The organism is Prevotella sp. S7-1-8 (genome assembly GCF_000758925.1).
GTDB lineage: Bacteria > Bacteroidota > Bacteroidia > Bacteroidales > Bacteroidaceae > Prevotella.
The window spans coordinates 1-23010 of sequence record NZ_JRNC01000067.1 but is presented as its reverse complement, the minus strand read 5'-3'; the positions used below and the strand labels follow the sequence as shown (position 1 = coordinate 23010).

The 23010-nt window shown below is 47.7% G+C and carries 21 protein-coding genes and 1 tRNA gene; 3 read left to right on the top strand and 19 right to left on the bottom strand.

Annotated elements, in window-relative coordinates:
• Nucleotides 1–8: 8 nt before the first annotated feature.
• From HMPREF1640_RS10360 to HMPREF1640_RS10330, 7 genes are all read right to left on the bottom strand, one after another.
• The gene (locus HMPREF1640_RS10360; protein WP_036894446.1) at nucleotides 9–2078 is read right to left on the bottom strand and encodes a M3 family metallopeptidase; all 2070 of its coding nucleotides are present in this window, start codon (nucleotides 2076–2078) and stop codon (nucleotides 9–11) included.
• 76 nt (nucleotides 2079–2154) lie between these two features.
• Nucleotides 2155–2838 carry a Crp/Fnr family transcriptional regulator gene (locus HMPREF1640_RS10355; protein ID WP_036894444.1) on the bottom strand — a complete coding sequence of 228 codons (684 nt, stop codon included), beginning with the start codon at nucleotides 2836–2838 and terminating at the stop codon, nucleotides 2155–2157.
• An 18-nt stretch (nucleotides 2839–2856) separates the two neighbouring features.
• The gene (locus tag HMPREF1640_RS10350) at nucleotides 2857–3882 is read right to left on the bottom strand and encodes an FAD:protein FMN transferase (RefSeq protein WP_036894443.1); all 1026 of its coding nucleotides are present in this window, start codon (nucleotides 3880–3882) and stop codon (nucleotides 2857–2859) included.
• Between the two features lies 1 nt (nucleotide 3883).
• Nucleotides 3884–4600: a DUF6048 family protein gene (locus HMPREF1640_RS10345; protein WP_036894442.1), complete on the bottom strand. Its 717-nt coding sequence runs from the start codon at nucleotides 4598–4600 to the stop codon at nucleotides 3884–3886.
• Nucleotides 4548–5036, bottom strand: a complete 489-nt coding sequence (locus tag HMPREF1640_RS10340) for a DUF6452 family protein (protein ID WP_231565896.1) — start codon at nucleotides 5034–5036, stop codon at nucleotides 4548–4550. The genes HMPREF1640_RS10345 and HMPREF1640_RS10340 overlap by 53 nt, the downstream gene beginning before the upstream one ends.
• Entirely contained in the window at nucleotides 5036–5989 is a 954-nt protein-coding gene (locus tag HMPREF1640_RS10335; RefSeq protein ID WP_036894437.1) for a glycosyltransferase family 2 protein, read from the bottom strand. Before HMPREF1640_RS10335 ends, HMPREF1640_RS10340 begins: the two co-directional genes overlap by 1 nt.
• Before the next feature lie 14 nt (nucleotides 5990–6003).
• Nucleotides 6004–6561, bottom strand: coding sequence for a DUF4199 domain-containing protein (locus HMPREF1640_RS10330; RefSeq protein ID WP_369699832.1), 558 nt, complete (start codon nucleotides 6559–6561; stop codon nucleotides 6004–6006).
• A gap of 255 nt (nucleotides 6562–6816) precedes the next feature.
• Here HMPREF1640_RS10330 and HMPREF1640_RS10325 point away from each other — a divergent pair.
• Nucleotides 6817–6890, top strand: a tRNA-Thr gene (locus HMPREF1640_RS10325).
• An 887-nt stretch (nucleotides 6891–7777) separates the two neighbouring features.
• On the opposite strand, the gene pyrF is transcribed toward HMPREF1640_RS10325, so the two are convergent.
• From pyrF to HMPREF1640_RS10285, 8 genes are all read right to left on the bottom strand, one after another.
• The gene (gene pyrF, locus HMPREF1640_RS10320; protein WP_036894433.1) at nucleotides 7778–8599 is read right to left on the bottom strand and encodes an orotidine-5'-phosphate decarboxylase; all 822 of its coding nucleotides are present in this window, start codon (nucleotides 8597–8599) and stop codon (nucleotides 7778–7780) included.
• Between the two features lie 2 nt (nucleotides 8600–8601).
• Nucleotides 8602–9714, bottom strand: coding sequence for a peptide chain release factor 1 (gene prfA / locus HMPREF1640_RS10315; protein WP_036894432.1), 1113 nt, complete (start codon nucleotides 9712–9714; stop codon nucleotides 8602–8604).
• 25 nt (nucleotides 9715–9739) lie between these two features.
• A complete protein-coding gene (locus tag HMPREF1640_RS10310; protein WP_036894430.1) occupies nucleotides 9740–10696 on the bottom strand; it encodes an HTH domain-containing protein in 957 nt (318 codons plus the stop codon).
• A gap of 4 nt (nucleotides 10697–10700) precedes the next feature.
• Complete coding sequence (locus tag HMPREF1640_RS10305; RefSeq protein WP_036894429.1) at nucleotides 10701–11864, bottom strand: AIR synthase related protein; 1164 nt, start codon at nucleotides 11862–11864, stop codon at nucleotides 10701–10703.
• A gap of 16 nt (nucleotides 11865–11880) precedes the next feature.
• Complete coding sequence (locus HMPREF1640_RS10300; protein ID WP_036894428.1) at nucleotides 11881–12627, bottom strand: shikimate dehydrogenase; 747 nt, start codon at nucleotides 12625–12627, stop codon at nucleotides 11881–11883.
• A 50-nt stretch (nucleotides 12628–12677) separates the two neighbouring features.
• Nucleotides 12678–13412: a bifunctional demethylmenaquinone methyltransferase/2-methoxy-6-polyprenyl-1,4-benzoquinol methylase UbiE gene (ubiE, locus tag HMPREF1640_RS10295; protein ID WP_036894465.1), complete on the bottom strand. Its 735-nt coding sequence runs from the start codon at nucleotides 13410–13412 to the stop codon at nucleotides 12678–12680.
• 9 nt (nucleotides 13413–13421) lie between these two features.
• Nucleotides 13422–14372 carry a phosphoribosylaminoimidazolesuccinocarboxamide synthase gene (locus tag HMPREF1640_RS10290; RefSeq protein WP_036894426.1) on the bottom strand — a complete coding sequence of 317 codons (951 nt, stop codon included), beginning with the start codon at nucleotides 14370–14372 and terminating at the stop codon, nucleotides 13422–13424.
• 71 nt (nucleotides 14373–14443) lie between these two features.
• On the bottom strand, nucleotides 14444–15472 hold the full coding sequence (locus HMPREF1640_RS10285; RefSeq protein WP_036894425.1) for a PhoH family protein: 1029 nt from the start codon (nucleotides 15470–15472) through the stop codon (nucleotides 14444–14446).
• A 156-nt stretch (nucleotides 15473–15628) separates the two neighbouring features.
• Between HMPREF1640_RS10285 and HMPREF1640_RS10280 the strand changes: the two genes are divergently transcribed.
• Entirely contained in the window at nucleotides 15629–16465 is an 837-nt protein-coding gene (locus tag HMPREF1640_RS10280) for a DUF5715 family protein (protein ID WP_036894424.1), read from the top strand.
• Nucleotides 16466–16538: 73 nt separating this feature from the next.
• Here HMPREF1640_RS10280 and HMPREF1640_RS10275 read toward each other — a convergent pair whose 3' ends face one another.
• The 4 genes from HMPREF1640_RS10275 to pyrB form a co-directional block, all read right to left on the bottom strand.
• Nucleotides 16539–17105, bottom strand: coding sequence for a hypothetical protein (locus HMPREF1640_RS10275; RefSeq protein ID WP_156098789.1), 567 nt, complete (start codon nucleotides 17103–17105; stop codon nucleotides 16539–16541).
• Nucleotides 17106–17201: 96 nt separating this feature from the next.
• Nucleotides 17202–18482 (bottom strand): serine hydroxymethyltransferase, encoded by a 1281-nt coding sequence (glyA, locus tag HMPREF1640_RS10270; protein ID WP_036894422.1) that lies wholly within the window; start codon nucleotides 18480–18482, stop codon nucleotides 17202–17204.
• A gap of 147 nt (nucleotides 18483–18629) precedes the next feature.
• Nucleotides 18630–19085: an aspartate carbamoyltransferase regulatory subunit gene (gene pyrI / locus HMPREF1640_RS10265; RefSeq protein WP_036894420.1), complete on the bottom strand. Its 456-nt coding sequence runs from the start codon at nucleotides 19083–19085 to the stop codon at nucleotides 18630–18632.
• Nucleotides 19086–19117: 32 nt separating this feature from the next.
• Nucleotides 19118–20065, bottom strand: a complete 948-nt coding sequence (gene pyrB, locus HMPREF1640_RS10260) for an aspartate carbamoyltransferase (protein ID WP_036894417.1) — start codon at nucleotides 20063–20065, stop codon at nucleotides 19118–19120.
• Nucleotides 20066–20182: 117 nt separating this feature from the next.
• Here pyrB and HMPREF1640_RS10255 point away from each other — a divergent pair, with 117 nt between their 5' ends.
• A complete protein-coding gene (locus HMPREF1640_RS10255; RefSeq protein ID WP_036894415.1) occupies nucleotides 20183–22495 on the top strand; it encodes a transglycosylase domain-containing protein in 2313 nt (770 codons plus the stop codon).
• Nucleotides 22496–23010: the final 515 nt, after the last annotated feature.

Below are 23010 nucleotides of genomic sequence, written 5' to 3'. Positions count from 1 at the left end.
ACTATTGGTTATGCCTCTTTGATGCCATTGCGTACCAACAAAGCGTCAATTGTGGGTTCTTGCCCGCGAAAACGCTTGTACAGTGTCATCGGGTTTTCCGTGCCGCCTTTTGAAAGGACGCACGATCGCAATCGTTTGGCTGTGTCACGGTCAAATATGCCGTTCTTTTTGAATACGCTGAAGGCGTCCGCATCAAGCACCTCTGCCCATTTATAGCTATAGTATCCAGCTGCGTATCCGCCAGCCATAATATGCGAGAATTGGGTGGTCATACAAGTGTTGGGCAGTTGCTCGGCCACCATGGCTTTATCCCAAGCTTTTTTCTCAAAGGCAATAATGTCTTCCTTGAACTCTGTTTTCTGTGTGTAGTAAGCCATGTCGAGCAGTCCGAAACTCACCTGTCGCAGGCAAGCGTACGCCACGTTAAAGTTGCGACTTTTGCGTATACGGTCTATTAGCTCGTCTGGAATAGGCTCTCCTGTCTTGTAATGAAACGCAAAAGTACGCAGGAAATCCTTTTCCGTGGAGTAGTTTTCCATGAATTGCGATGGCATTTCCACAAAATCCCACCATACGTTTGTGCCCGACAAACTCTCAAACCGAGTGTTGGCCAACATGCCGTGGAGCGAGTGCCCGAACTCGTGCAAGAATGTCTCCACCTCGCCCAGAGTGAGCAGGGCTGGCTTGGAGGCCGTGGGTTTTGTGAGGTTCATCACCACGCTTACGTGTGGCCTGATGTTCTCACCCTTGCTGTTGATATATTGCCCTTGAAATTCCGTCATCCACGCACCGCCCTGTTTGCCGTCTCTGGGGTAGAAGTCAGCGTAGAACACGGCAAGGAAACTGCCATCCTCGTCGAACACCTCGTAGGCTTTCACGTCAGGATGATACACGGGTATTTCATGGTTCTCCTTAAAAGATATGCCGTAAAGTTTGTTGGCCAGCCCAAATACGCCCTCAACCACCTTGTCAAGCTGAAAATAAGGCCGAAGCATTTCCGCGTCGAGATTGAATTTTTCCATTTGCAGTTTGTGCGCGTAATACGAGAAATCCCAAGGCTTCAGCTCAAAGTTCTCGCCCTCCATGGCCCTGGCTTTTGCTTTTATGTCATTCAGCTCCTCGATGGCTTTAGGCTTGTAGGCGTCTATAAGATCGTCAAGGAGCTTGTACACTCGGCGTGTGCTGCCAGCCATCCGGTGCTTCAACACGTAGTCGGCATAGGTCTCATAGCCTATCAATTGAGCTATCTCACGTCTCAAGTTAATGAGTCGTTGACATATCTTCAAGTTGTTCTCATCGTTGTTTTTGATACATTCCGTGTTGCGTGCCATATACATTTGCTCGCGTAAATCGCGGTTTTTGGCATATGACATGAATGGAGAATAACTGGGATAGTCGAGCGTGAACAACCATCCTTCCATATTCTTCTCTTTGGCGGCGGCAGCCGCGGCCTCTATGGCAGTGTCTGGAAGACCCTCCAAATCGGCCTTGTCAGTTATATGAAGGGTATACGCCTTGCTTTCTTTCAGTAGGTTTTGCGAGAATTGTAGTGTCAGGATGCCCGCCTCTTCCGTCAGCTTGCGCAGTCGCTCTTTGTCCTTGTCTCCGAGCAGGGCGCCGCTTCTCACAAACGCGTCGTATTCCTTGTCAAGGAGTGTTTGTTCCTCCGGGGTGAGATTCTCGTGATGGTCGTGCACATATTTCACACGCTCGAAGAGTTTCTTGTTGAATATCAGGTCGTTGCCATGCTGTGTCAATATAGGGCTGATTTTTTGAGCCAGCTCCTCCATCTTGTCGTTGGTGTTGGCGCTCATCATGCAAGAAAACACCGTCGACACGCGGTCCAACAAGTCGTAATAGTGCTTGCCTTTGGAGTCGTCTTCCACGGCAATGGTGTTACGGAAAGTTGGGGTGTCAGGATTTTCTACTATTTTGGCTATGGATTCGTTGTCCCTTCGTATGCCCTCCATGAAGGCCTCCTCATAGTGCTCGAACTTAATTTTATCAAATGGAACCGTGTCATGGAGCGTTTCATATGGCTCCATGAACGGATTTTTTTTAATCTCAGGTTGATTCATAACATGCTATGACTTTCTCAAATGCGTATTGCAAAGGTAATAAAAAGATGCTACACCTATTATCAATAAGTAATTTTTAACTTATGGCACTGTTTGACAGTCGCTCTATAGCGGGAATGTCTATCCGTTCCCTGTGTAGCGTCAATAGGTCATTGCGCGCCATGTCGTTCAATACATGTGATACGTTCAACCTGTTGTCGTTAAGCTCTTCAGCTATGCGTGTCATTTTGATTTTGAACGTTTTCCGACCAGCGGGGCGTATACAATGTGAGAGGAAAAAACGGCATATTCGTTGCTCTAAATGCGTAGGTACACTGAGCCAGTCTTGATGATATTTTTTCTGTAGCGCCGTTGAGATTGCGTTGAGTAAGTTCAGCCTGAATATAAGAGAGTAGTTAGAGAGCTTGAGGGTCTCGTTTTTATTGACGCAGATAATGTTGCAAGCAGTCTGGGCAAACACGGTGGATGAGTAGCGTTGAGCCAAGCCAAACGTACGCTCCGGTTGCAAGGCCAAGGGAGCGCGGAGATACTCGCATACCTCATAACCGTGGTCATCGGCATGGGCGCTCGTTTGTATATCGCCATCAACCAACAAAAGCAGCTGCCCACTTTTCTCTCCCTCGCGCACAATGGTCTCTCCGGGGTTGGCTTTCTTGAAATCGAACTTTGTTTTGGCGATAATCTCGCTCAGCTCTTCATGTTCCATGCCTACGAAGAGTGGTAGCGAGATTAGTTTTTTATGTAGCTCGAACGTTTCCATGGTGGATATACGGCGTGGTTATTCCACGATTTTTTCTTTCATTGAGGGAGAATACCACACTTGGTTCCGTCCTTTCCTGTCAGCATAGATAATGTAAACCATCAGTTCCGGATGTTTCCTCAGCAGTAGTTTCGTCTTGTCCAAGCCCATCACCATGAAAGCAGTGGCGTATGCGTCTGCCGTAGCGCAGTGGTCGGCGAGAACCGTGGCTGACAAGATGCTGTGCTGTACAGGATAGCCTGTCTTGGGGTCTATGGTGTGAGCGAGCTTCTTGCCGTTTTTGTAATAGAAGTTGCGGTAGTTCCCACTGGTGGCCATGGCTTTGTCCGTGACGTTTAATACCGTCTGCAACTCTTGGTCCACGCTGACCGAATCGTCCACGGGCTTTGTCACGCCTATTTTCCATGGCAATCGTTTCTCGTTGATTCCGGCCGAGACTATCTCTCCACCAATTTCAACAATGTAGTTTTTTACGCCCTGTTTCTTGAGATAAGCGGCCACCACATCCACGCCGTACCCTTTGGCTATGCCCGAGCAATCGAGCATGACACGAGGGTTGTCCTTGACGATTTTTCCCGCCTTCAACCTTATTTTTTGATAGCCTACAATGTTTTTTAGATCATTGATCGCCTTTCGCGTGGGGGGGGGGCTGGCCTTGAAACCAAAGCCCCAAGCGTTGACCAGAGGGGCTACGGTCATGTCAAAGGCTCCGTCGGTCTCTTTGGCGATGCGCTCTCCCAACGTGAACACGTCCGTGAACATGTCGTCAAGCGCGACGCTCTCGTTCCGATTTACCTTGGATATGGTCGAGTTCTTGTTGAATGTGGACAGCGCTCGATCCACTTTTTGCAATTCGGCCTCGATGCCTTGTTGCAAATTGGTGTGGTGTTGGTACGTTATATGGTATACCGTGCCAAAAACAAAGCCCTCGTCATGTTGGTAGGGTAGATCTCGTTGTTGCTTTATGATCAAGATCGTTCCAATGACCAGCAGGCCGAGAAAAATCAATTGCCACGCTCGTTTTTTGTTTTTTAGTATTTTCATGTTACAATTCTAATATCACGTCAAACGTCCCTGAGAGTCTCGAAGTGCCTTTTATGCCATATCCCGGTACGTACCACACGTTGCCCAATTCTCCGTCGTTGTGTCCCACCCGGAGCTTGTACCTCGCGCTCCAACCGAGGTGCAGCGGACCCCATATCTTGGCCGAGACACTGGCCAATGCCTCTACCCAGTGACAAGACGCACTGATGTCGTGGCGCGAGAACGGCGTGAAACCACCCCAAACGGGATCGGGGATGTCGGTGTGGTCAATGTCAAACTTGAAAGAAGTGTAGGCGTAGCGTGCCCCTACGTACATGCGATAGATATCGTGCTTGTTTTTCAGGATATTGAAATCGGCGCCAATCTTGCCGTATGGAGCCGAGGTCTTGTATGACGTCTCGGTTATAATGTTGGTGTGATTGGCCGAACCAATACCCAATTCGAGTACGGGAAAGTATTTGTCCTTGAGGTTTACGCGTAGGCCCGCCTCGTATTGGCCATAGTCGGAGACCATTTTTTGAATCAATCCCACCATGTCGGCCTTGATTTGGAAGCCACGGAAAAAAGGTATGGAATCGTTCAATTGCTTGCGGCGTAGCTTTTCCAACGCGTCCTTGCGCGCGTCTTGGGCGCTTGTTTGTTGGGCCGTTGCCAGTAATAGCAGGCTAAAAACGATATTTCTTAAAATAGATATAGAAATGTTTGGGAGACATGTCATAGGTCACTTCCTTTTCTTTTATAACCACGGAGTCTATGGCGTTGTGCGTGCAGCGCACGTCGGTGATAGTGTGAAAATAGTTTAGCCCACAGTCCACTGACTCAAAATGGGGTCTGTTGGTCTTGGTCACCCACACGGTGTCGAGTATTTCTTTGGTTTTGAAATAGAGCACGTCTTTGTTGCCGCCATAGCTCATGGGCAGCGAGAAACTATCTGCTTGGGCCAATTGGTTGATGAGTATCGTATCCGTGCCATCGTGCCTTTGGGTCAAGATGGTAAGTGGGTCTGGCAGCTTGGTTACGTCGCCCATGAGCTTGTAGTTGGTGTAAACCGTGTTGTTCAAAGGGCAATCCACGCTTGAGCAGGCCATCAAGATGAAGACGACGAATGCCATGCGGATATGAGACAAGCAATGTTTGAATGGTCTATGCGTCATCAGTCGATTGTTTTTTCTATATGGTAATCGTTCCTTTCGGGATTTTGCCTGCTCAAAAGGTCACCCACAAATCCTGCCAAAAAACACTGAGAACCAAGGATCAGCGCCGTGAGGGCGATGAAAAACGAGGCATGGTTGGCCAACAAGTCACCATAGTTGCCGTTGTACAAATTTACAACTTTCTCAATGATGAGCCAACACAAGGCCACGAAACCTATGAAAAAAATGAGGCTGCCGACAAAGCCGAACACGTGCATGGGTTTTTTGCCAAAGTTAGTGAGAAACCATAGCGACAGCAAATCCAGGTAACCGTTGAAAAATCTGTTAATTCCAAACTTGGAGTTGCCATATTTGCGTGCTTGGTGTTGCACCACTTTCTCGCCGATTTTGGTAAAACCAGCGTTTTTAGCCAAATAGGGGATGTAGCGATGCATCTCGCCATAGACCTCTATGTTTTTCACCACAGCTTGCTTGTAAGCCTTAAGCCCACAGTTGAAATCGTGCAGATTGTGAATGCCCGATATTTTTCGCGCCGTGGCGTTGAATAGCTTGGTAGGCAGCGTCTTGGATATTGGGTCATAGCGTTTTTGCTTATAACCCGAAACCAAGTCGTATCCATCCTCGGTGATCATGCGGTAAAGTTCCGGTATTTCGTCTGGCGAATCTTGCAGGTCCGCGTCCATCGTGATAACTACATTGCCCTTGGCCTTGCTGAAACCACAAAACAACGCAGGGCTCTTGCCATAATTGCGACGAAACTTAATGCCCTTGACGTTGGGGTCTTTGGACCTTAAGTCTTCGATGACTTGCCATGAGCGGTCCGTTGAGCCGTCATTGACAAATATGATTTCATAGCTGAAATTGTTAGTCGTCATTACACGCTTGATCCATGCGTGTAGCTCGGGCAGCGATTCCTCCTCGTTGAACAGGGGTATTATAACGGATATATCCATACTATTTTATAAGGTTACTGCTTGTTGGTTGTCGTTTTCTTTCTCATGCCAAACAGTGGTATGAGCAAGCTCAGCAAAGCGCCCCAAAACAGGTTTTGCATCATGAAGATGAACGATACTTCTATGGCCGACATTTGAGAAACGAGCGTTAAACTCTGGTTCAACTCATCAATGACCTGCTTGACGTTGCCCATATTGTCTTTGTACGCTCCTTGTAGTTTGGCTACGCTGGCTTGCATCATGTCCAACATGGCCCCATGGTCGAAAAAACGAAAATACACGTATTGGGCGATAGCAAAGATGAGAGCCGCGTAAAAAAACGTGTACCACGAGAAGGCCAACCCTCGCCTATAAGACATGACGCCTTCGAGGGCATAATCCCGAAAACGCACCAATCTCCAACCCACAAAAAAAGGAGTGGAGAAAGCCAATAGGCTGCCCCACGAAGACAGTGGCGCGAACACAACGAGCAGGAAGCTCGCTATCCACAGCAAGGCGAGAAAAGCACCGTCTTGACGAGCAAAAGCCTTGACTTGTACGAGTGCTGATACATTGATCATAATTGGTTGCAAAGTTAATCATTTTATATCGAATACCTTGAACGGCTCGCTTCTACTTTTCGAAAATTATGTTAAATGACATGCTTTTTCCTTTGCTCAACATGCCTTTTACGATGGAATGTATTATCTTTGCACTCGCTAAAGCAGTGAACACTGCCGAAAGACATGGGCAAGTCTCTTACGGTCAGCTCCCTCGGAATCCCCCAGGATGGGAACGTAGCAAGGGTACTTGGTTGTAGCGACGCGATAAGAATAGCTTGCCCACCTGCCTCTTTAGCTCAGTTGGCCAGAGCACGTGATTTGTAATCTCGGGGTCGTTGGTTCGAATCCGACAAGAGGCTCAAGACTCAATAGGTTATTTAGGCAGACGTTAGGTGTGACGCCCAATGTCTGTCGTTTTTTTAGTACTTCTCGATAATGTCTCGGAGGGGTGCAACACAATAAAGAATATAAACACTTTTATGTTTCTTTATAATAAGTGACATTGCTCAAAAATGGCAGAAATATTACTCAAAACTTTATTCTCGCACTTTCCAGACGGGAAAGGCTGCATGGGCTGCTTCCGCAAAATTAGGTTCATGGTAGCAATTACATAGCCCTATGTGTAGTTGGAAGTAACACGCATGGTTGCCAAGTGGAAAGTGATAAGTATTTGTTTAATAAGGATAATAAGTACGTAGTATAATCAATAAAACAAAAAAAAATATGGTGAAAAATTACTACAAGTAGTCTCTCAAAAATCGTTTATTTGTAAACATCTTACAAATAGCTGGCAAATATGCGAGAAATGAGAGTTTTCTATAAGTGCCTATATATTATATAGTTGTAGTATTCTATCAACAGTTTGCTTAAAAGAAGTTTTCTATTCGGTTTGTCATTAAGCATTAATCGAGGTATGATTAGTGGCTAATGGGGTGGCGTCTACGTTCTAATCAGCTTGCCATTATGGGCTAAATGCGCATTGATTAAGTATTGATCGCATGCCGGTTGCGTTTTTTGCGATGTCATGTTTGTATTTTTGGGGTCATTTGTCTCGGTTTTCCCGCACGGATTGTACAAGCCGCAAAGTGTTGTTTTTGGTGATTTTTTTTGACACGTCAGATACATGTCACAATTTTTCCCGTCCATAGTGCATGTAGTTGTGAAAGGAAATGGCAAGACAAGAAATGCCTTGCCATCATGTGTTTTAGTGATGGCAAGGCGTAAAAAAACAGTCGGGCGCGTGTCGTTATATTTTATCCAGCTCAACGGCCATCTGTTCTTGCAGTTGGCGAGCTTGTGTGGCGGCGGCATCGGCGAAACGCTCGTCAGTGGCGGCGTAGATGATGCCACGACTGGAATTGACGAGCAGGCCGCACTCTTGGTTCATGCCATAGCGACACACTTCTTGCAAGCTGCCACCCTGCGCGCCCACGCCGGGAACAAGCAGAAAATGGCGTGGCGCTATCTTGCGAATGTCCTCGAACATTCTGCCCTGCGTGGCTCCAACCACATACATCATTCTCTCATCGTCGGCCCACTCTTGGCTCTTGCGCAACACTTGCTCGAAGAGGCGTTCTCCATGGGCGTTCTCCATGAGCTGGAAATCGCCCGACCCCTTGTTAGAGGTCAGCGCCAACAGCACGACCCACTTGTTCGCGTAATCAAGAAATGGCGTCACGCTGTCCTCGCCCATATAGGGGGCAACCGTGAGGGCGTCTATGTCATATTGCTCAAAGAACGCGCGGGCGTACATGGCCGACGTATTGCCAATGTCGCCTCGCTTGGCATCGGCTATAATGAGATGGTTGGGGTAGAGGGCTTTGAGATACTCGACTGTATGCTCGAATGCCACTAAGCCTTTGACGCCAAGACATTCGTAGAACGCAAGGTTGGGTTTGTAAGCCACGCAATAGGGTGCCGTGGCATCGATGATGGCTTTGTTGAAAGCGAAAATGGGGTCTTCCTCGTCAAGTAGATGCGAGGGAATTTTCTTGATGTCGGTGTCAAGTCCCACGCATAGAAATGATTTCTTGGCGAAAATCTGTTCTACTAATTGTTTCTTCTCCATATTTACAGTTCGTTTTCTTTGAGTTTTTCGGCGTTCTCAGCCACGGTGAGATGGTCTATCATGTCTTGTATGTCTCCGCCCAGAAATCCTTGCAGGTCGTGCGTGGTGTAGCCAATGCGGTGGTCGGTGACCCTGCCTTGCGGAAAATTGTAGGTGCGTATCTTGGCGCTTCTGTCGCCGGTGGACACCAAGCTCTTGCGCCGGTTTGATATGTCGCTAAGATATTTGGAACGCTCGTGATCATAAATGTACGTGTAGAGACGGCTCAAGGCTCGCTCCTTGTTCTTGGGTTGGTCGCGCGTCTCGGTGCATTCAATGAGAATTTCCTCAACCTCGCCCGTGTTTGGGTTCTTCCAAGGGTAACGCAGCCGAACGCCAGACTCCACCTTGTTGACGTTCTGTCCGCCGGCTCCACTTGAGCGAAAGGTGTCCCATTTGATGTCTCCCTCGTTGATGTTCACCTCAAACTTGTCGGCCTCGGGCAGCACGGCCACGGTGGCGGCGGAGGTGTGCATGCGTCCTTGCGTCTCGGTGGCTGGCACGCGCTGCACCCGGTGAACGCCGCTCTCATATTTGAGCACTCCATAGACACCGTCGCCGCTCACGGCGAAGTCTATCTCCTTGAAACCGCCCACGGAGCCTTCTGACACGCTTGTGACGCTAAGGCTCCAGCCTTTGCTGTCACAAAATTTCTTGTACATATTGAACAAGTCGCCCGCAAAGAGCGCGGCCTCGTCGCCACCGGTGCCAGCGCGTATCTCCATTTGCACGTTTTTGGCGTCTTCAGGGTCTTTGGGCACAAGGGCGAGCTTTATCTCTTCCTCTATCTTGGGTTGTAAATCCTCGTTGGTCGCCAGTTCTTCGCGAGCCATTTCTTTCATGTCGGGGTCGCCCTCGTTGGCCAAGATGTCCTTGGCCTCGCTGATGGCGTTGAGGCAATTGACATAGCGCCGGCGAGCGTCCATGATGTCACCGAGATCTTTGTATTCTTTGGTGAGCTTGACATAGCGTTTTTGGTCCGCGATGACCGCTGGGTCGGTTATAAGCGTTTTCACCTCCTCGAAGCGTGCCTCGAGGCCGTCAAGTTTGCTTAATATATCGTTATTCTCTGTCATCAATAATGATTTTTATTATTTACGATTAATGATTTTCAATGTCTAAAGGTATGCCATTAAGCGCACAGTAGTTTCTAATATCTTCTTCAGTGCGTAATATCTTGTCGCATTTGTCATGCAAAGCCTTGATGGATGACTCGAAATATTTGTCATCCGCGTTAAGTGTAGCCTCTGTGGCACTTATAAATTGCTCGAAATCGGGGTTGGTGTCGCACAACTTGTCCACCGTGCTGAAGTCTATTTGCCTATATTTGGCTTGGTACCAAACTTTGCTTTGGCTTGGCAATGGCCTGAGCAAAATGAAGCCTATGCCGAAAGAATGGTTAAGCCTTTCCAACTCGTCTTTTAAATTTTCGTTAATGTGATACGAGACAAGGTATCCGTAATTGGCCCAGCTTGAATTTGACACTGCTTGGAAAAAGCATTTTTTCAGCTCGTAATCACTATGGATAGCTTTTTTGAGCTCGTATGAATATAGGCACATGTTTTCTTTTCTGCTCACTGCCTTGAAGAGCGCGTCGCATGCCTTGTTGTGCCTTTTGGAGAATTTCACGCCCACAATGTCTGGGTGAATCCACTTCTGATGCTCCTCCTCTTTGTTGGATTTCTCATGGGAGATGGTTTTCGCCATGACACTCATGGTGGATATGTACTTGCATAACAAGGGGTGCAAGGCGCGTTCATTGAATAATGGTTTGGCGACGACGACATTCTTTTTGCTGCGTGGCGTGCCACAAGGGGCTGCATATCGGTCACTCAGAGCGAAACGAGTCGTTCTGCTGGCATCTTTAATTTTCATAATTCTCGGGTCTCCTTCCTTGCACATTACATACAAAATAGCCGAGGTGCTGGCTAAGGGCGTCTTGGCTTCAGGATTAAAAGAGAATATGTTTTTTTCGATAATATTATCGAATAATTCTCTTGTCGTAGCTCCTTGAGGGAAATCTTCCAAACTTTTTAGAACTGCGTCTTTGATAGTCATGCCATTAGTAATTATATTCTCCGTATTCTGATTTAATAGTTAATGAGCGATGACCTTCCTCGACGTGCCCCACCACTTGAGCGTCGATGTTGAAACTTCTGCTTACGTCAATGACCTGACTGGCTATTTCAGGACGGACGTATATTTCCATGCGATGCCCCATGTTGAACACTTGGTACATCTCCTTCCAGTCGGTTCCGGAACAATCGTGGATGATTTTGAACAGTGGTGGAGTGGGGAACATGTTGTCTTTGACAACACGACAATTTTCGCCCACGAAGTGAAGTACCTTGGTTTGCGCTCCACCTGTACAATGTACCATGCCGTGAATTTCGGGGCGCAAATGGTCAAGCAGCCTTTTGATGACCGGCGCGTAAGTGCGAGTGGGCGACAACACGAGTTGGCCTGCGTTCAATAGGGTGTCTTCCGCGGGATCAGTGAGTTTGTATTTGCCACTGTAAACAAGCTCATTGGGCACAGCGTGGTCATAACTTTCGGGAAATTTCTCAGCCAAATATTTGGCGAATACATCGTGGCGCGCGCTTGTAAGGCCGTTGCTGCCCATGCCACCGTTGTAACGTGTCTCGTAAGTAGCTTGGCCCGTGGAGCTGAGTCCGACTATGACGTCGCCCGGACGGATGTTGGCGTTGTTGATGACATCGGCTCGCTTCATGCGACATGTCACGGTGGAGTCGACAATGATGGTACGCACAAGGTCGCCCACGTCGGCCGTCTCGCCCCCTGTGGGATAGATGCCTATGCCCATGTCGCGCATTTGTGCGAGCAGTTGGTCCGTGCCGTTGATAATGGCGCTGATGACCTCTCCCGGCACTAACATTTTGTTTCGACCGATGGTGCTCGATACCAAAATGTTGTCCACGGCTCCCACGCAGAGCAAATCGTCTGTGTTCATCACTATGGCATCTTGCGCGATACCTTTCCATACGGTTAAGTCGCCGGTCTCTTTCCAATACATGTAAGCCAATGACGATTTGGTGCCAGCGCCATCGGCGTGCATGATATTGCAGTAATCGGGATCACCGCCAAGAATGTCAGGAATGATCTTGCAAAAGGCTTGAGGGAAGAGGCCCTTGTCTATGTGCTTGATGGCATTGTGTACATCCTCTTTGGTCGCGCTTACGCCACGCAGCATATATCTGTTGTTCATAATTGAAAAGTTGTGTTTAATCTTGTTGATTCCAAAATCTCCAACTTTCGAATGCTTGCAAGAGAAGCATTTCCAAGCCGTTTTTCACCGTGGCGCCTTGCGCTTTGCCCTTTTTCATGAAGAGCGTTTCGTCCGGGTTGTATAACAAATCATACAACAAAGTGTTGCTGTCCATAGCCTCGTAAGGTAGCCGAGGACATTCGTCTGCATGCGGATACATTCCCACCGGCGTACAATTGACAATGACGTTGTAGTCTTTGATTATCTTGGGTGTAATGTCTTCGTATGTTATGGCAGGGTGTTTGTTCGTACGACTCACTTTTAATGTTTTGAGGCCGAGGGCTCTCAGGCCATAGTCCACGGCTTTGGAGGCGCCGCCCGTACCGAGCAACAAGGCTTTCTTATGGCATGATTTGAGCAATGGCTCTATGCTCTTCGTGAAGCCAATGACATCGCTGTTAAAGCCCTTTAGTGTGTTTTTTTTGCCTCGACGAGTCACCTTGATGACATTGACGGCCCCAATGGCTTGAGCTTCGGGACTTAATTCGTCTAAATACTTGATCACTTGCTCCTTGTAAGGTATTGTGACATTCAAGCCTCGAAGGTCTGGATTTGTGTCGACTACTTCTGGAAAATCCTCTATGGTCGGTATCTCGAAATTGTTATAAACGGCGTCAATGCCCTCGTTTTGGAATTTTTCGTTGAAATAACTGATGGAAAAAGAGTGTCCAAGTGGATAGCCTATAAGTCCGTATATATCCATAATGATTTGCTTTTAGTGAGTCTATGAATGGTGTGTAAAGTTTACGGATGTTATTTTGTCGCGACGCAGAGCGTGCAAATGCCAAAGGTCATTCGCTTGAAAGCTGTTTCTTTAAATCCTGCTTTCCGAAGGATGCCCATGAGTTGCTCGCCATGCGGAAACGCCTCGATTGTGGCCGTGAGATATTGGTAAGCGCTTTTGTCTTTTGAAATGAGATGAGCGTAAGCAGGCAAAAAGGTGTGCGAATAGAGCTTGAAAAGTTGTTTCATCGGAAAAGAGATTGGTGTGGTTAGCTCGATGATGACAAGATGGCCGTTGGGTTTCAGCACGCGGCATATTTCTCGAAGGCCTTTGTCAAGGTCTTGAAAATTTCGAATGCCAAATGCTACGGTCACGGCATCGAAACTATTGTCAGCAAAAGACATGTGGAGAGAGTCTTCCTTTTGGAACGTTACAATGTCTTGCAGGTTGGCTTCGGCCACTTTTTTTTTGCCCACAGCCATCATTCCCTCTGATATATCCGCGCCGATCACTTGTTTGGGACATAATGTTCTGGCTGCCAGCATGGCAAAATCTCCCGTCCCGGTAGCTATGTCGAGAATAACTTGAGGATGGAAACGCTCAAGTCGCTTGATGGCTTTGCGTCTCCATCCTTTGTCAATATTCCACGACAAGCCGTGATTGAGGAAGTCGTAATGGTCTGCGATGTTGTCGAACATCTTTTCCACGAGCTTGCCTTTCTCACCGCTTTTGCCGTAGGGTTTTATGTTTTCTTGCTGATACATGTATGGCATTTACTTGCGTGAGGCAAGATAATCTTTCACGTTCTTCTCAATACGAGCGGCGAGATTATCCTCTTGCGCTGCCTTTTGGAACTTTTCACCGGTGATGTGCTCATAGAGCTCTATGTATCTTTCAGATACGCTCTCTGCGTATTCATCGGTGATTTCTGGCATTTTTTGGCCTGGCTCGTTCATAAAGTTGTGCTCAATGAGCCACTGGCGAACAAATTCTTTGGAGAGTTGCCGTTGTGGCTCTCCTTTCTTGAAGCGTTCTTCATAGCCGTCAGCATAGAAATAGCGGCTTGAATCGGGAGTGTGTATCTCGTCAATGAGATAGATTTGATCGCCGTTTTTTCCAAACTCGTACTTGGTATCCACAAGTATGAGTCCGTGCTCGGCAGCTATTTTCTGTCCGCGAGCGAAGATTTTGCGTGTCCAATCTTCGATAACGGAATAATCCTCAGCTGAAACAATGCCTTGTTTAATGATTTCCTCGCGCGATATATTCAAGTCATGGCCCTCGTCCGCCTTGGTTGTTGGGGTTACGATAGGCTCTGGAAAACGCTCGTTTTCACGCATTCCGTCAGGCAATTTTACGCCACACAGCTCACGGCAACCGTCTTTGTAAGCTCTCCATGCGGAACCGGTGAGGATAGAGCGTATAATCATCTCAACCCGAAAACCCTCGCATTTCACGCCCACCGTGACCATTGGGTCCGGTGTGGCGAGTTTCCAGTTGGGACAAATGTCGCTCGTGAAATCCAAAAATTTGGAGGCGATTTGGTTCAAAACTTGTCCTTTGTAAGGGATGCCCTTGGGCAAAACCACGTCAAAAGCAGAAATTCTGTCGGTGGCGACCATTACAATCAGGTCGTCGTCAATGTTGTAAACATCGCGGACTTTACCGTGATAAACGCTCTTTTGTCCATCGAAATGGAAATCGGTACTTGTTAATGCTTTCATAAAACCTTTCCCCTTACCTATTGCGAGAAGTGCCTTTGGCGGTGGGGCTCCTATTTTAAATGATTTGACTGTTAGCTGTCATTTTCGCCATTGTGCTTTGAAATATGACGTGACACATGTGTGTGAGTGTAGTTTCTCTTGCCATCGTCACGATCGCAGAGTTTTTTTTTGTCGTAAGCTTGGTATGCGTTGACAATGCTTGTTACAAGTTTGTGCCTTACAATATCTTTTTGCGTGAGATTGATAACGGCAATATCGTCTATGCCCGAGAGTATCTCAAGAGCCTCTTTGAGACCGCTTTTTTGGTTGTGCGGCAAGTCTATTTGAGTCATGTCGCCCGTTATTATCATCTTGGAGTTCCATCCCATTCGGGTAAGAAACATTCTTGCTTGCGCCGTGGTCGTGTTTTGCGCCTCGTCAAGGATAACCACGGCGTCGTTGAGCGTGCGACCGCGCATGAATGCCAAGGGGGCGATTTGTATGACATTCTTGTCGAGCAGGTCTTGCAAACGGTTGGCGGGGATCATGTCTTCCAATGAGTCGTAGAGTGGTTGGAGATAGGGATCTATCTTCTCTTTCATGTCTCCGGGCAGAAATCCCAATTTTTCGCCAGCCTCGACAGCCGGCCTGCTCAGTATGATTTTTTTTGCGCTTTTCTCTTTCAAGGCTTTTACGGCCAAGGCGATGCTAAGGTATGTCTTTCCCGTTCCTGCCGGCCCTACCGCAAAAATCATGTCTTTTTTTTCAAAAGCGTCGATGAGTTGCTGTTGGTTGGCCGACCTGCCTCTGATGGGTTTGCCGGAAGTGCTGTACACGACAACTTTTTTGACGGAATCAGCCTTGGTTTGATGGCCATGGATTATGTCCAAAATGTCCTCGTCGGAAATAGCGTTGTACTTCAGTACATGCTTGCGCATTTTCTCAATGCAGACTTCAATGCGCGGCATTTCGTCGCTATCGCCCAAGATTCTGATAACGTTATCCCGCGCCATTATTCTAAATCGTGGGAATAAAGATTTCAACATTTGAAGGTGGGCGTTGTTCACACCATAGAAGACCACAGGGTCAATGTCCTCCAAAACTATATGCTTCTCTATCAAGTTGCTTGATTATAAAGTAATAATTTGTATTGATGCAAAATTACAATATTTATGTGAAACAGAAAACAAAATGCTTGAAAATATCTTTTTGCGTTTTTGCTTTTCCTATCATTTTGTTTTGTAATTCTTTTGAATTGTGCTATTTTTGCAATTGAAATGAAAATAACGAAGAAGAGGTATCTTGAGAGTTTTTTGGTCGTCACTGTCGTGTTGGCGCTCGTGCGCTGCATCTTTCCATCGGTTGCCAATGACAAAATGCCTGCCAACAAGTCTAATGACTTTGTCACAGCGGAACGCAAAGTCGGGCGACCCAAATCTGACACTATCCAAGTTGGTGACAGGGTAAAGGGTGAGCCTGTGGCGATTGCCGCCCATCGTGATGGTTCGCCTCATTCAAGATTTTTTAACGCGGATGGCTCTGTGGCCCAAACCAAGATCATGAGTGTGTCCTGTTATTCCAAAACATTTCCTGACATGCAAGACGTTCAGTATGTCGCGGCCAAACAATGGGGCGTGAAGCCTGTCTTAAATCGCGATGACGCGGAGCGGCGCAAGTCCGAGTTGGTCTACGTGGGCAGCAGCCCTTATTTCCATATAGACAAACTTCACAACAGTATACCTTACTTAGTGCCTCGCGCCTCGAACTTGTTGCATGACATTGGGCGCAATTTTTATGACAGCTTGCAGATGAAAGGCGTGCCCCTTCATCAAGTGATCGTCACCAGCGCGCTGCGTACCAAGGATGATGTGGCCAAGCTGAGAAATAGAAATTTCAACGCCACCGAGAACAGTTGCCATCTGTACGGCACCACGTTTGACGTGTGCTACAATCGTTACAAAACGGTTGAGGCGCCCGGCGAAAATCGTTGGAAAGTGCGCAATGACACCTTAAAATACATCCTTGCTGAAGTTTTGCGCGATATGCGAGAGTCTGGCCGATGTTATATCAAGTACGAAGTGAAACAAGGTTGTTTTCACATCACTGTGAGATAGGGTTTCACATGTCACGATTTCTGATGGCTTACGTGGCCGCTTCTGTCGTGGAACGCGGTACAGCCAAGGTTTTTCACCTACCTTGTTTTACCTCGTATTCATCTTTGCTCCATATCACTTTGCCATAGAGATCGTAATAATGGTCTTTTGCCATCCATCTTTGTCGCTTGGTCGTTGCATGTGGATTTAGGCATCGCGTGCCTCGTTTGATGACATTGCAACCCCTGCGGTGCTCTATTTCAAACCCTTCTCCCACCTTGTATGATTGCTTTCGATGCGAATCGTAGCGCCAAAGCACTTGTCCGGCATTCCAATATGCCGTTCCGGAGGCTCCCTGGTCCACCACCAAAAAAAAGAAGTTCCCATCCGGACTGAGCCATGATGAGACGATGCCGTGATAGGCATCGCTCGAGAATACGGCTTCCTCGCAACGGTTGGTCATGACGTCATGGCGGAAAAGCCGATTGTCGTGAATGTAGTACAGGCAGTGACGTTGGTTGTCTGTGTATTTCGCCACCACCTTGGCGCCTCGCGGAAGGTTTTTTGCCACGGCTTTTACGCGGTTGGCAATAGGCGTTTGGCCAAACGCTACCAAACCGCATAGCGCGAGCGTGATGAATATGACGAGTCTAATTTTCAATTTCTTTTTCATAACAGATAGGGACGCAACCGGGAAATGTTCCCAATTCAGCGTCCCTATCATCCTTTGCAGGTGCGAGAGTCTTAATCTTTTATTTTAGTATGCAAACAAGGGATATTCCTTCATGGTGGCATTTACTTTCTCGCGTACTTGCTTGATCACCTGATCGTTCTCAGGATCTTTCAGAACGGTATCGATGAGGTCTGCCACCAAGTGCATCAAATCTTCCTTGGCGCCACGAGTGGTCAAGGCGGCTGTTCCCAAGCGGATGCCCGATGTCTGGAATGCGCTGCGTTCATCGTAGGGCACCTTGTTTTTGTTCACGGTGAGGTCGGCGGCCACCAAAGCAGCTTCTGCTACTTTGCCCGTCAAGTCTGGATATTTCTGACGAAGGTCAAGCAACATGGAGTGGTTGTCCGTGCCGCCGCTCACGATGCTGAACCCATGGTCCACAAGATCTTGTGCCAATACTTTGGCGTTGGCTTTCACCTGCTTGGCGTATTCTTTCCACGATGGGTCAAGGTTTTCATAGAAGCCCACAGCCTTGGCTGCGATGACGTGCTCCAATGGGCCACCTTGGTTGCCTGGGAAAACGGCAGAGTTGATGAGGGTGCTCATCTTTTTCACCACTCCCTTCTTGGTGGTCAATCCCCAAGGATTGTCAAAGTCTTTACCTATTAATATTACTCCGCCGCGTGGACCACGCAAGGTCTTGTGTGTAGTGGTTGTTACAATGTGAGCGTATTTCACTGGATTTTCCAGCAGTCCGGCGGCGATCAGTCCGGCGGGGTGTGCCATGTCCACCATGAATATGGCTCCCACCTCGTCAGCTATCTTGCGCATGCGGGCGTAATCCCACTCGCGACTGTAGGCAGAGCCTCCGCCAATGATGAGTTTGGGCTTGTGCTCCTTGGCCAAACGCTCCATTTCGTCATAGTCCACGCGCCCTGTCTCACGGTTGAGTGTATAGCCCACGGGCTTGTACAGGATGCCCGAGGTGTTCACGGGGCTGCCGTGTGAGAGGTGCCCGCCGTGGTCAAGGTCGAGTCCCATAAACGTATCTCCGGGTTTCAGTACGGCCAACAGCACGGCTTGGTTAGCCTGTGCGCCAGAGTGAGGCTGTACGTTGGCAAACTCCGCGCCGAAGAGTTTCTTAACGCGCTCAATGGCAAGCGTCTCCACTTGGTCTACCACTTGGCAACCTCCATAATATCGTTTGCCAGGAAGTCCCTCGGCGTATTTATTGGTTAAAAAACTGCCCATAGCGTTCATCACCTCTTCGCTCACGAAGTTTTCAGACGCAATGAGCTCCATGCCCCTAAGTTGGCGTTGGTGTTCTTGTTCGATAAGGTCAAAAATTTCTCGGTCTTTTTCCATAGATTTGATTTTATAGGATTGATAAATGGTTAAGTTTTGATTTGGTTGCAAATATAAACATTTAATCTTTTAATAACAAGTATAATAGCGTTGAAAATTTGTGAATATTTAATTTAAAGGTCATTTTCTCCGCTTATTCCCTTTCGCTTATGCCAATTCCACCTGCTCGATGTCTTGCTCCATGTCGCAATAATGACATTTCACAATGCCCAACGCTTTGTCTACGATGGTGAAATAGGTTGGCATAGGCTCGTTGTTGGTGATACACTTGGGGTTGTTGCATTTTATAATGCCATGCAACGCGTCTGGTGTCTCAACGGTTTTTTTCTCCACCACCTCATAGTTTTTGATGGTGTTGAGGATAATTTTTGGCGCGATGACAGACAGGCGGCTTATTTCCTCGTTTGTAAAAAACTTGTCGGCAATTTTGATTATGCCCTTCTTGCCTATCTTTTTGGAAGGGAGATTGTAGCCAATGGTTACTTGCGCGTCCAAGTTATGCAGGTTGAGCAGTCTCACCACCTGATATGTTTTGTCGGCGGGTATGTGGTCAATAACGGTGCCATTCTCAATGGCGGCGACTTGCAGTTCTTTTTTTCCCATCTTGATAATTATGCTATAAAGGTTAAGTCTTGTCAACCTATGATCGTTTTGTCAGCCCGGATGTCATTGAGCGATATTCCCAAACAGTGACAGAAAATGGCCTCGCGGGCGTAAAGTCCATTCTTGGCTTGCTGTATGTAGTAAGCATGCGGATTGTCGTCCACGTCATAAGCTATCTCGTTGACGCGTGGCAGAGGGTGCAATATCCTCATGTTAGGCTTGGCGTTTGAGAGCATCGCGGCGCGCAATATATACACGTTCTTGACTTTTTCATATTCCATCAAATCCGAGAAACGCTCTTTCTGTACCCTCGTCATGTACAAGATGTCCGCGTCTGCTATCACTTTCTCGTCAAAATCAGTATGCTCGTAATATTTAATGCCATTTTGTTTGCAATACAATTTATATTCTTGAGGCATAGCGAGTTCTTCCGGGGCGATAAAGTGGAACGTTGGGTTGTAGTGTCTCATGGCCGTGATAAGCGAGTGCACGGTTCGCCCATACCTTAAATCGCCCACCAAATAGATGTTTAGGTTCTCCAACGTGCCCTGTGTCTTGTAAATAGAGTAGAGGTCCAACAGGCATTGCGATGGGTGCATGTGCGCGCCGTCGCCAGCGTTGACGATGGGCACGGGGGACACCTCCGAGGCGTATTGCGCGGCTCCTTCTATATGGTGGCGCATCACAATGATGTCAGCGTAGTTGCTCACCATGAGGATGGTGTCTTTCAAAGTCTCGCCCTTTGTCGTGCTCGATGTTTTCGCGTCAGAAAAACCGATGACCCGCGCGCCTAACCTGTTGGCGGCCGTCTGAAAGCTGAGCTGCGTCCTGGTGGATGGCTCGAAGAACAGCGTAGCCGCGACTTTACCTTTTAGGATGTCCCTGTTGGGGTGTTTCTCAAACTCCTGTGCCATCTCAAGCAGGTAGCTTATATCCTCCTTGGTCAAGTCGGCAATCGTCACAAAGTCATGATTTTTCATTTGTTAATTGATTAATGGTTGCGTATTTGAGTGCGAAGTTACAGATAATTTTCTATTATTTAAGTATCAATTAAAAGAAAAATAGTATTTTTGCAAAAATTATTTCACCTATCAATTATGAGAAAGTGCATTATAAAATCTCTTTGGATCTTTTCGTTTTCCACAGTGGTGACAGTCGCCATTCTGTTTTTTCTCATTTGGTATGGCATAATTGGCTACTCTCCTGACATCGAGCATCTTCAAAATCCAATCAACAAGTCGGCCTCGCTTATTTATTCGGCTGATGGAAAAGTGATAGGAACCTATAACATGGATCGAGCCAATCGCATCCCTGTCTCGTATTCAAATATCTCGCCCCACTTGGTCCATGCCCTTGTGGCCACGGAGGACGAGCGGTTTTACGAACATTCGGGCATAGATTTCATAGCCTTGGTGCGCGCCGTTATCAAGCGTGGCATCTTCGGGCAAGAGAGCGCGGGCGGTGGCAGTACCATCACTCAGCAACTGGCCAAGCAGCTCTATTCCAGCCCAACGAAATCCACTTTGGAGCGAATGTTGCAGAAACCAATAGAGTGGATCATTGCCGTCAAACTGGAGCGAAATTTCACCAAGGAAGAAATCATTGCGCTGTATCTCAACTATTTCGACTTCTTGCATGGAGCCACGGGCATTAAGACCGCGGCCAAAACCTATTTCAACAAAGACCCCCGAGCGCTCTCCGTGACAGAATCGGCGCTCTTGGTGGGCTTGTGCAAAAATCCATCTTATTTCAACCCCGTGCGCTATCCGGAGCGAAGCAAGGCCCGTCGCAACGTGGTGCTCAGCCAAATGGTTAAGGCTGGCTATCTCTCCCGCGCGGAATATGACCGGCTCGCGACCGAGGCGGTGGCCCTCAACTTCCATCGCGCCACTCATAAGGACGGCATGGCCGTGTACATGCGTGAGTTTTTGCGACAATACATGATGATGGACAGACCCGAGAAGAAGAATTATCCGGCGTGGAACAAACGTCAATATGTCATCGACTCCATAGCTTTCGCCACGGATTCGCTGTGCGGTTGGTGCAAGAAAAACACCAAAAAAGATGGCAGCCCTTACAACGTGTACGCGGATGGGCTTCGCATTTACACCACCATTGACTCGCGCATGCAGCGTTACGCGGAGGAGGCCGTGTATGGCCATGTGGCGCAATACCTACAGCCTGCGTTCGACAAGGAGAATCGCGACAAGCCCAACGCCCCCTTCACCGAGAATCTCACTCGCGAGCAGGTGCGCCAGATCATGGGGCGGGCCATACGCCAGAGCGAGCGTTACAGGGTAATGTCCCAAGCGGGCTATTCGGCCGGCGAGATAGACAGGGCTTTCAAAACACCCACGGATATGTCTATCTTCACCTATCACGGAGACGTGGACACGGTCATGACTCCGTTAGATTCCATCAGGTATTACAAATCGTTCTTGCGCGCGGGATTCATGTGTATGGACACGCACACGGGGCATGTCAAGGCGTATGTGGGTGGAATCGACTTTGAGCATTTCCAATATGACATGGTGATGGGCGGCCGCCGACAGATAGGGTCGGCCATCAAGCCATTCCTTTATTCGCTCGCTATGGAAAATGGGGCGTCGCCTTGCGACCTTGTGCCCAACGTGCAACGCACGTATGTGGTGGCGGGCAAGCCATGGACGCCGCGCAACGCCAATAGGCGACGCTATGGGCAGATGGTCACTTTGAAATGGGGATTGGCCCAATCCAACAACTGGATATCGGCTTACCTGATGAGCAAGCTCAACCCTCGGCAATTTGTAAGCATTCTGCATAAGTTTGGTATTGACAATCCTGATATACATCCCTCCATGTCTTTGTGTCTTGGCCCATGCGACGTGTCGGTGGGAGAGATGGTGAGCGCTTACACCGCCTTTCCCAACAATGGCATCCGTATAGCCCCCATGTTCGTGACACGCATAGAAGACAACGAGGGCAACGAGCTTGCGGACTTCCAGCCTCGCATGACAGAGGTAATAAGTTCGGAGAGCGCTTATAAAATGCTTGTCGAATTGATGGCTGTCGTCGATGAGGGAACGGCGCGGCGACTACGTTTTAAATACAATCTGGAAGGGGAGATCGGTGGCAAAACCGGCACCACCAACCGCAACTCTGACGCATGGTTTATGGGTTTCACGCCACAGTTGGTGAGTGGTGTTTGGGTTGGCGGCGAAGAACGCGACATACACTTTGACTCCATGCGAATGGGACAAGGCGCGACAATGGCATTGCCCATTTGGGCCTATTTTATGAAAAAAGTGTACCGTGACATAAGTTTGCCATACAGCCCAACTGCCACATTTGACATCCCGGAGGATTTTAACCCATGTCAGAAACGCGACGATGACACAGACGAAAATGGTATTGACGAGGTGTATGAGTGACCACAATTTGTCAATATAAATACTCATGACAAACGCACTGGATGATTGTCTTTTTGGAGAGGAATGCAAGAGGTTTTTCCTTTTTGGTGAATAATCAGGCATCATTAGTACTTTGTGTTCTTCGCGTGTTTTACACATCCTTGTTCGATTCGGTACTCATCGCGTTGCAATTCCGTACTATTTGTATGCGGTTTAATCCCTAATCGTTTTTCGATTAGGGATTAAACGCCATGCGTTCAAGTATTAATCGCGACAAGTCTTGAACATGTTTTTTGCGTTTGGCCATGACGAACCTTTGCAAAACGCTGATTTGCAATTTTTTGTTGAAACGCGTTTTTTTTTGATAAATTCAGCGGCATTTATGTAGCTTGCTATAATAATCGTGACTCTGACAAAGATTTGTCAGCTTAATTCAGCGTTATTTTTTTATATTGGTCACTATTATGTTGCAAAAGTTTGAAGCAATGTAGATGCTTAGCTTAAATAGTAAGAAACTGTGAATGATTTTTTTTTTT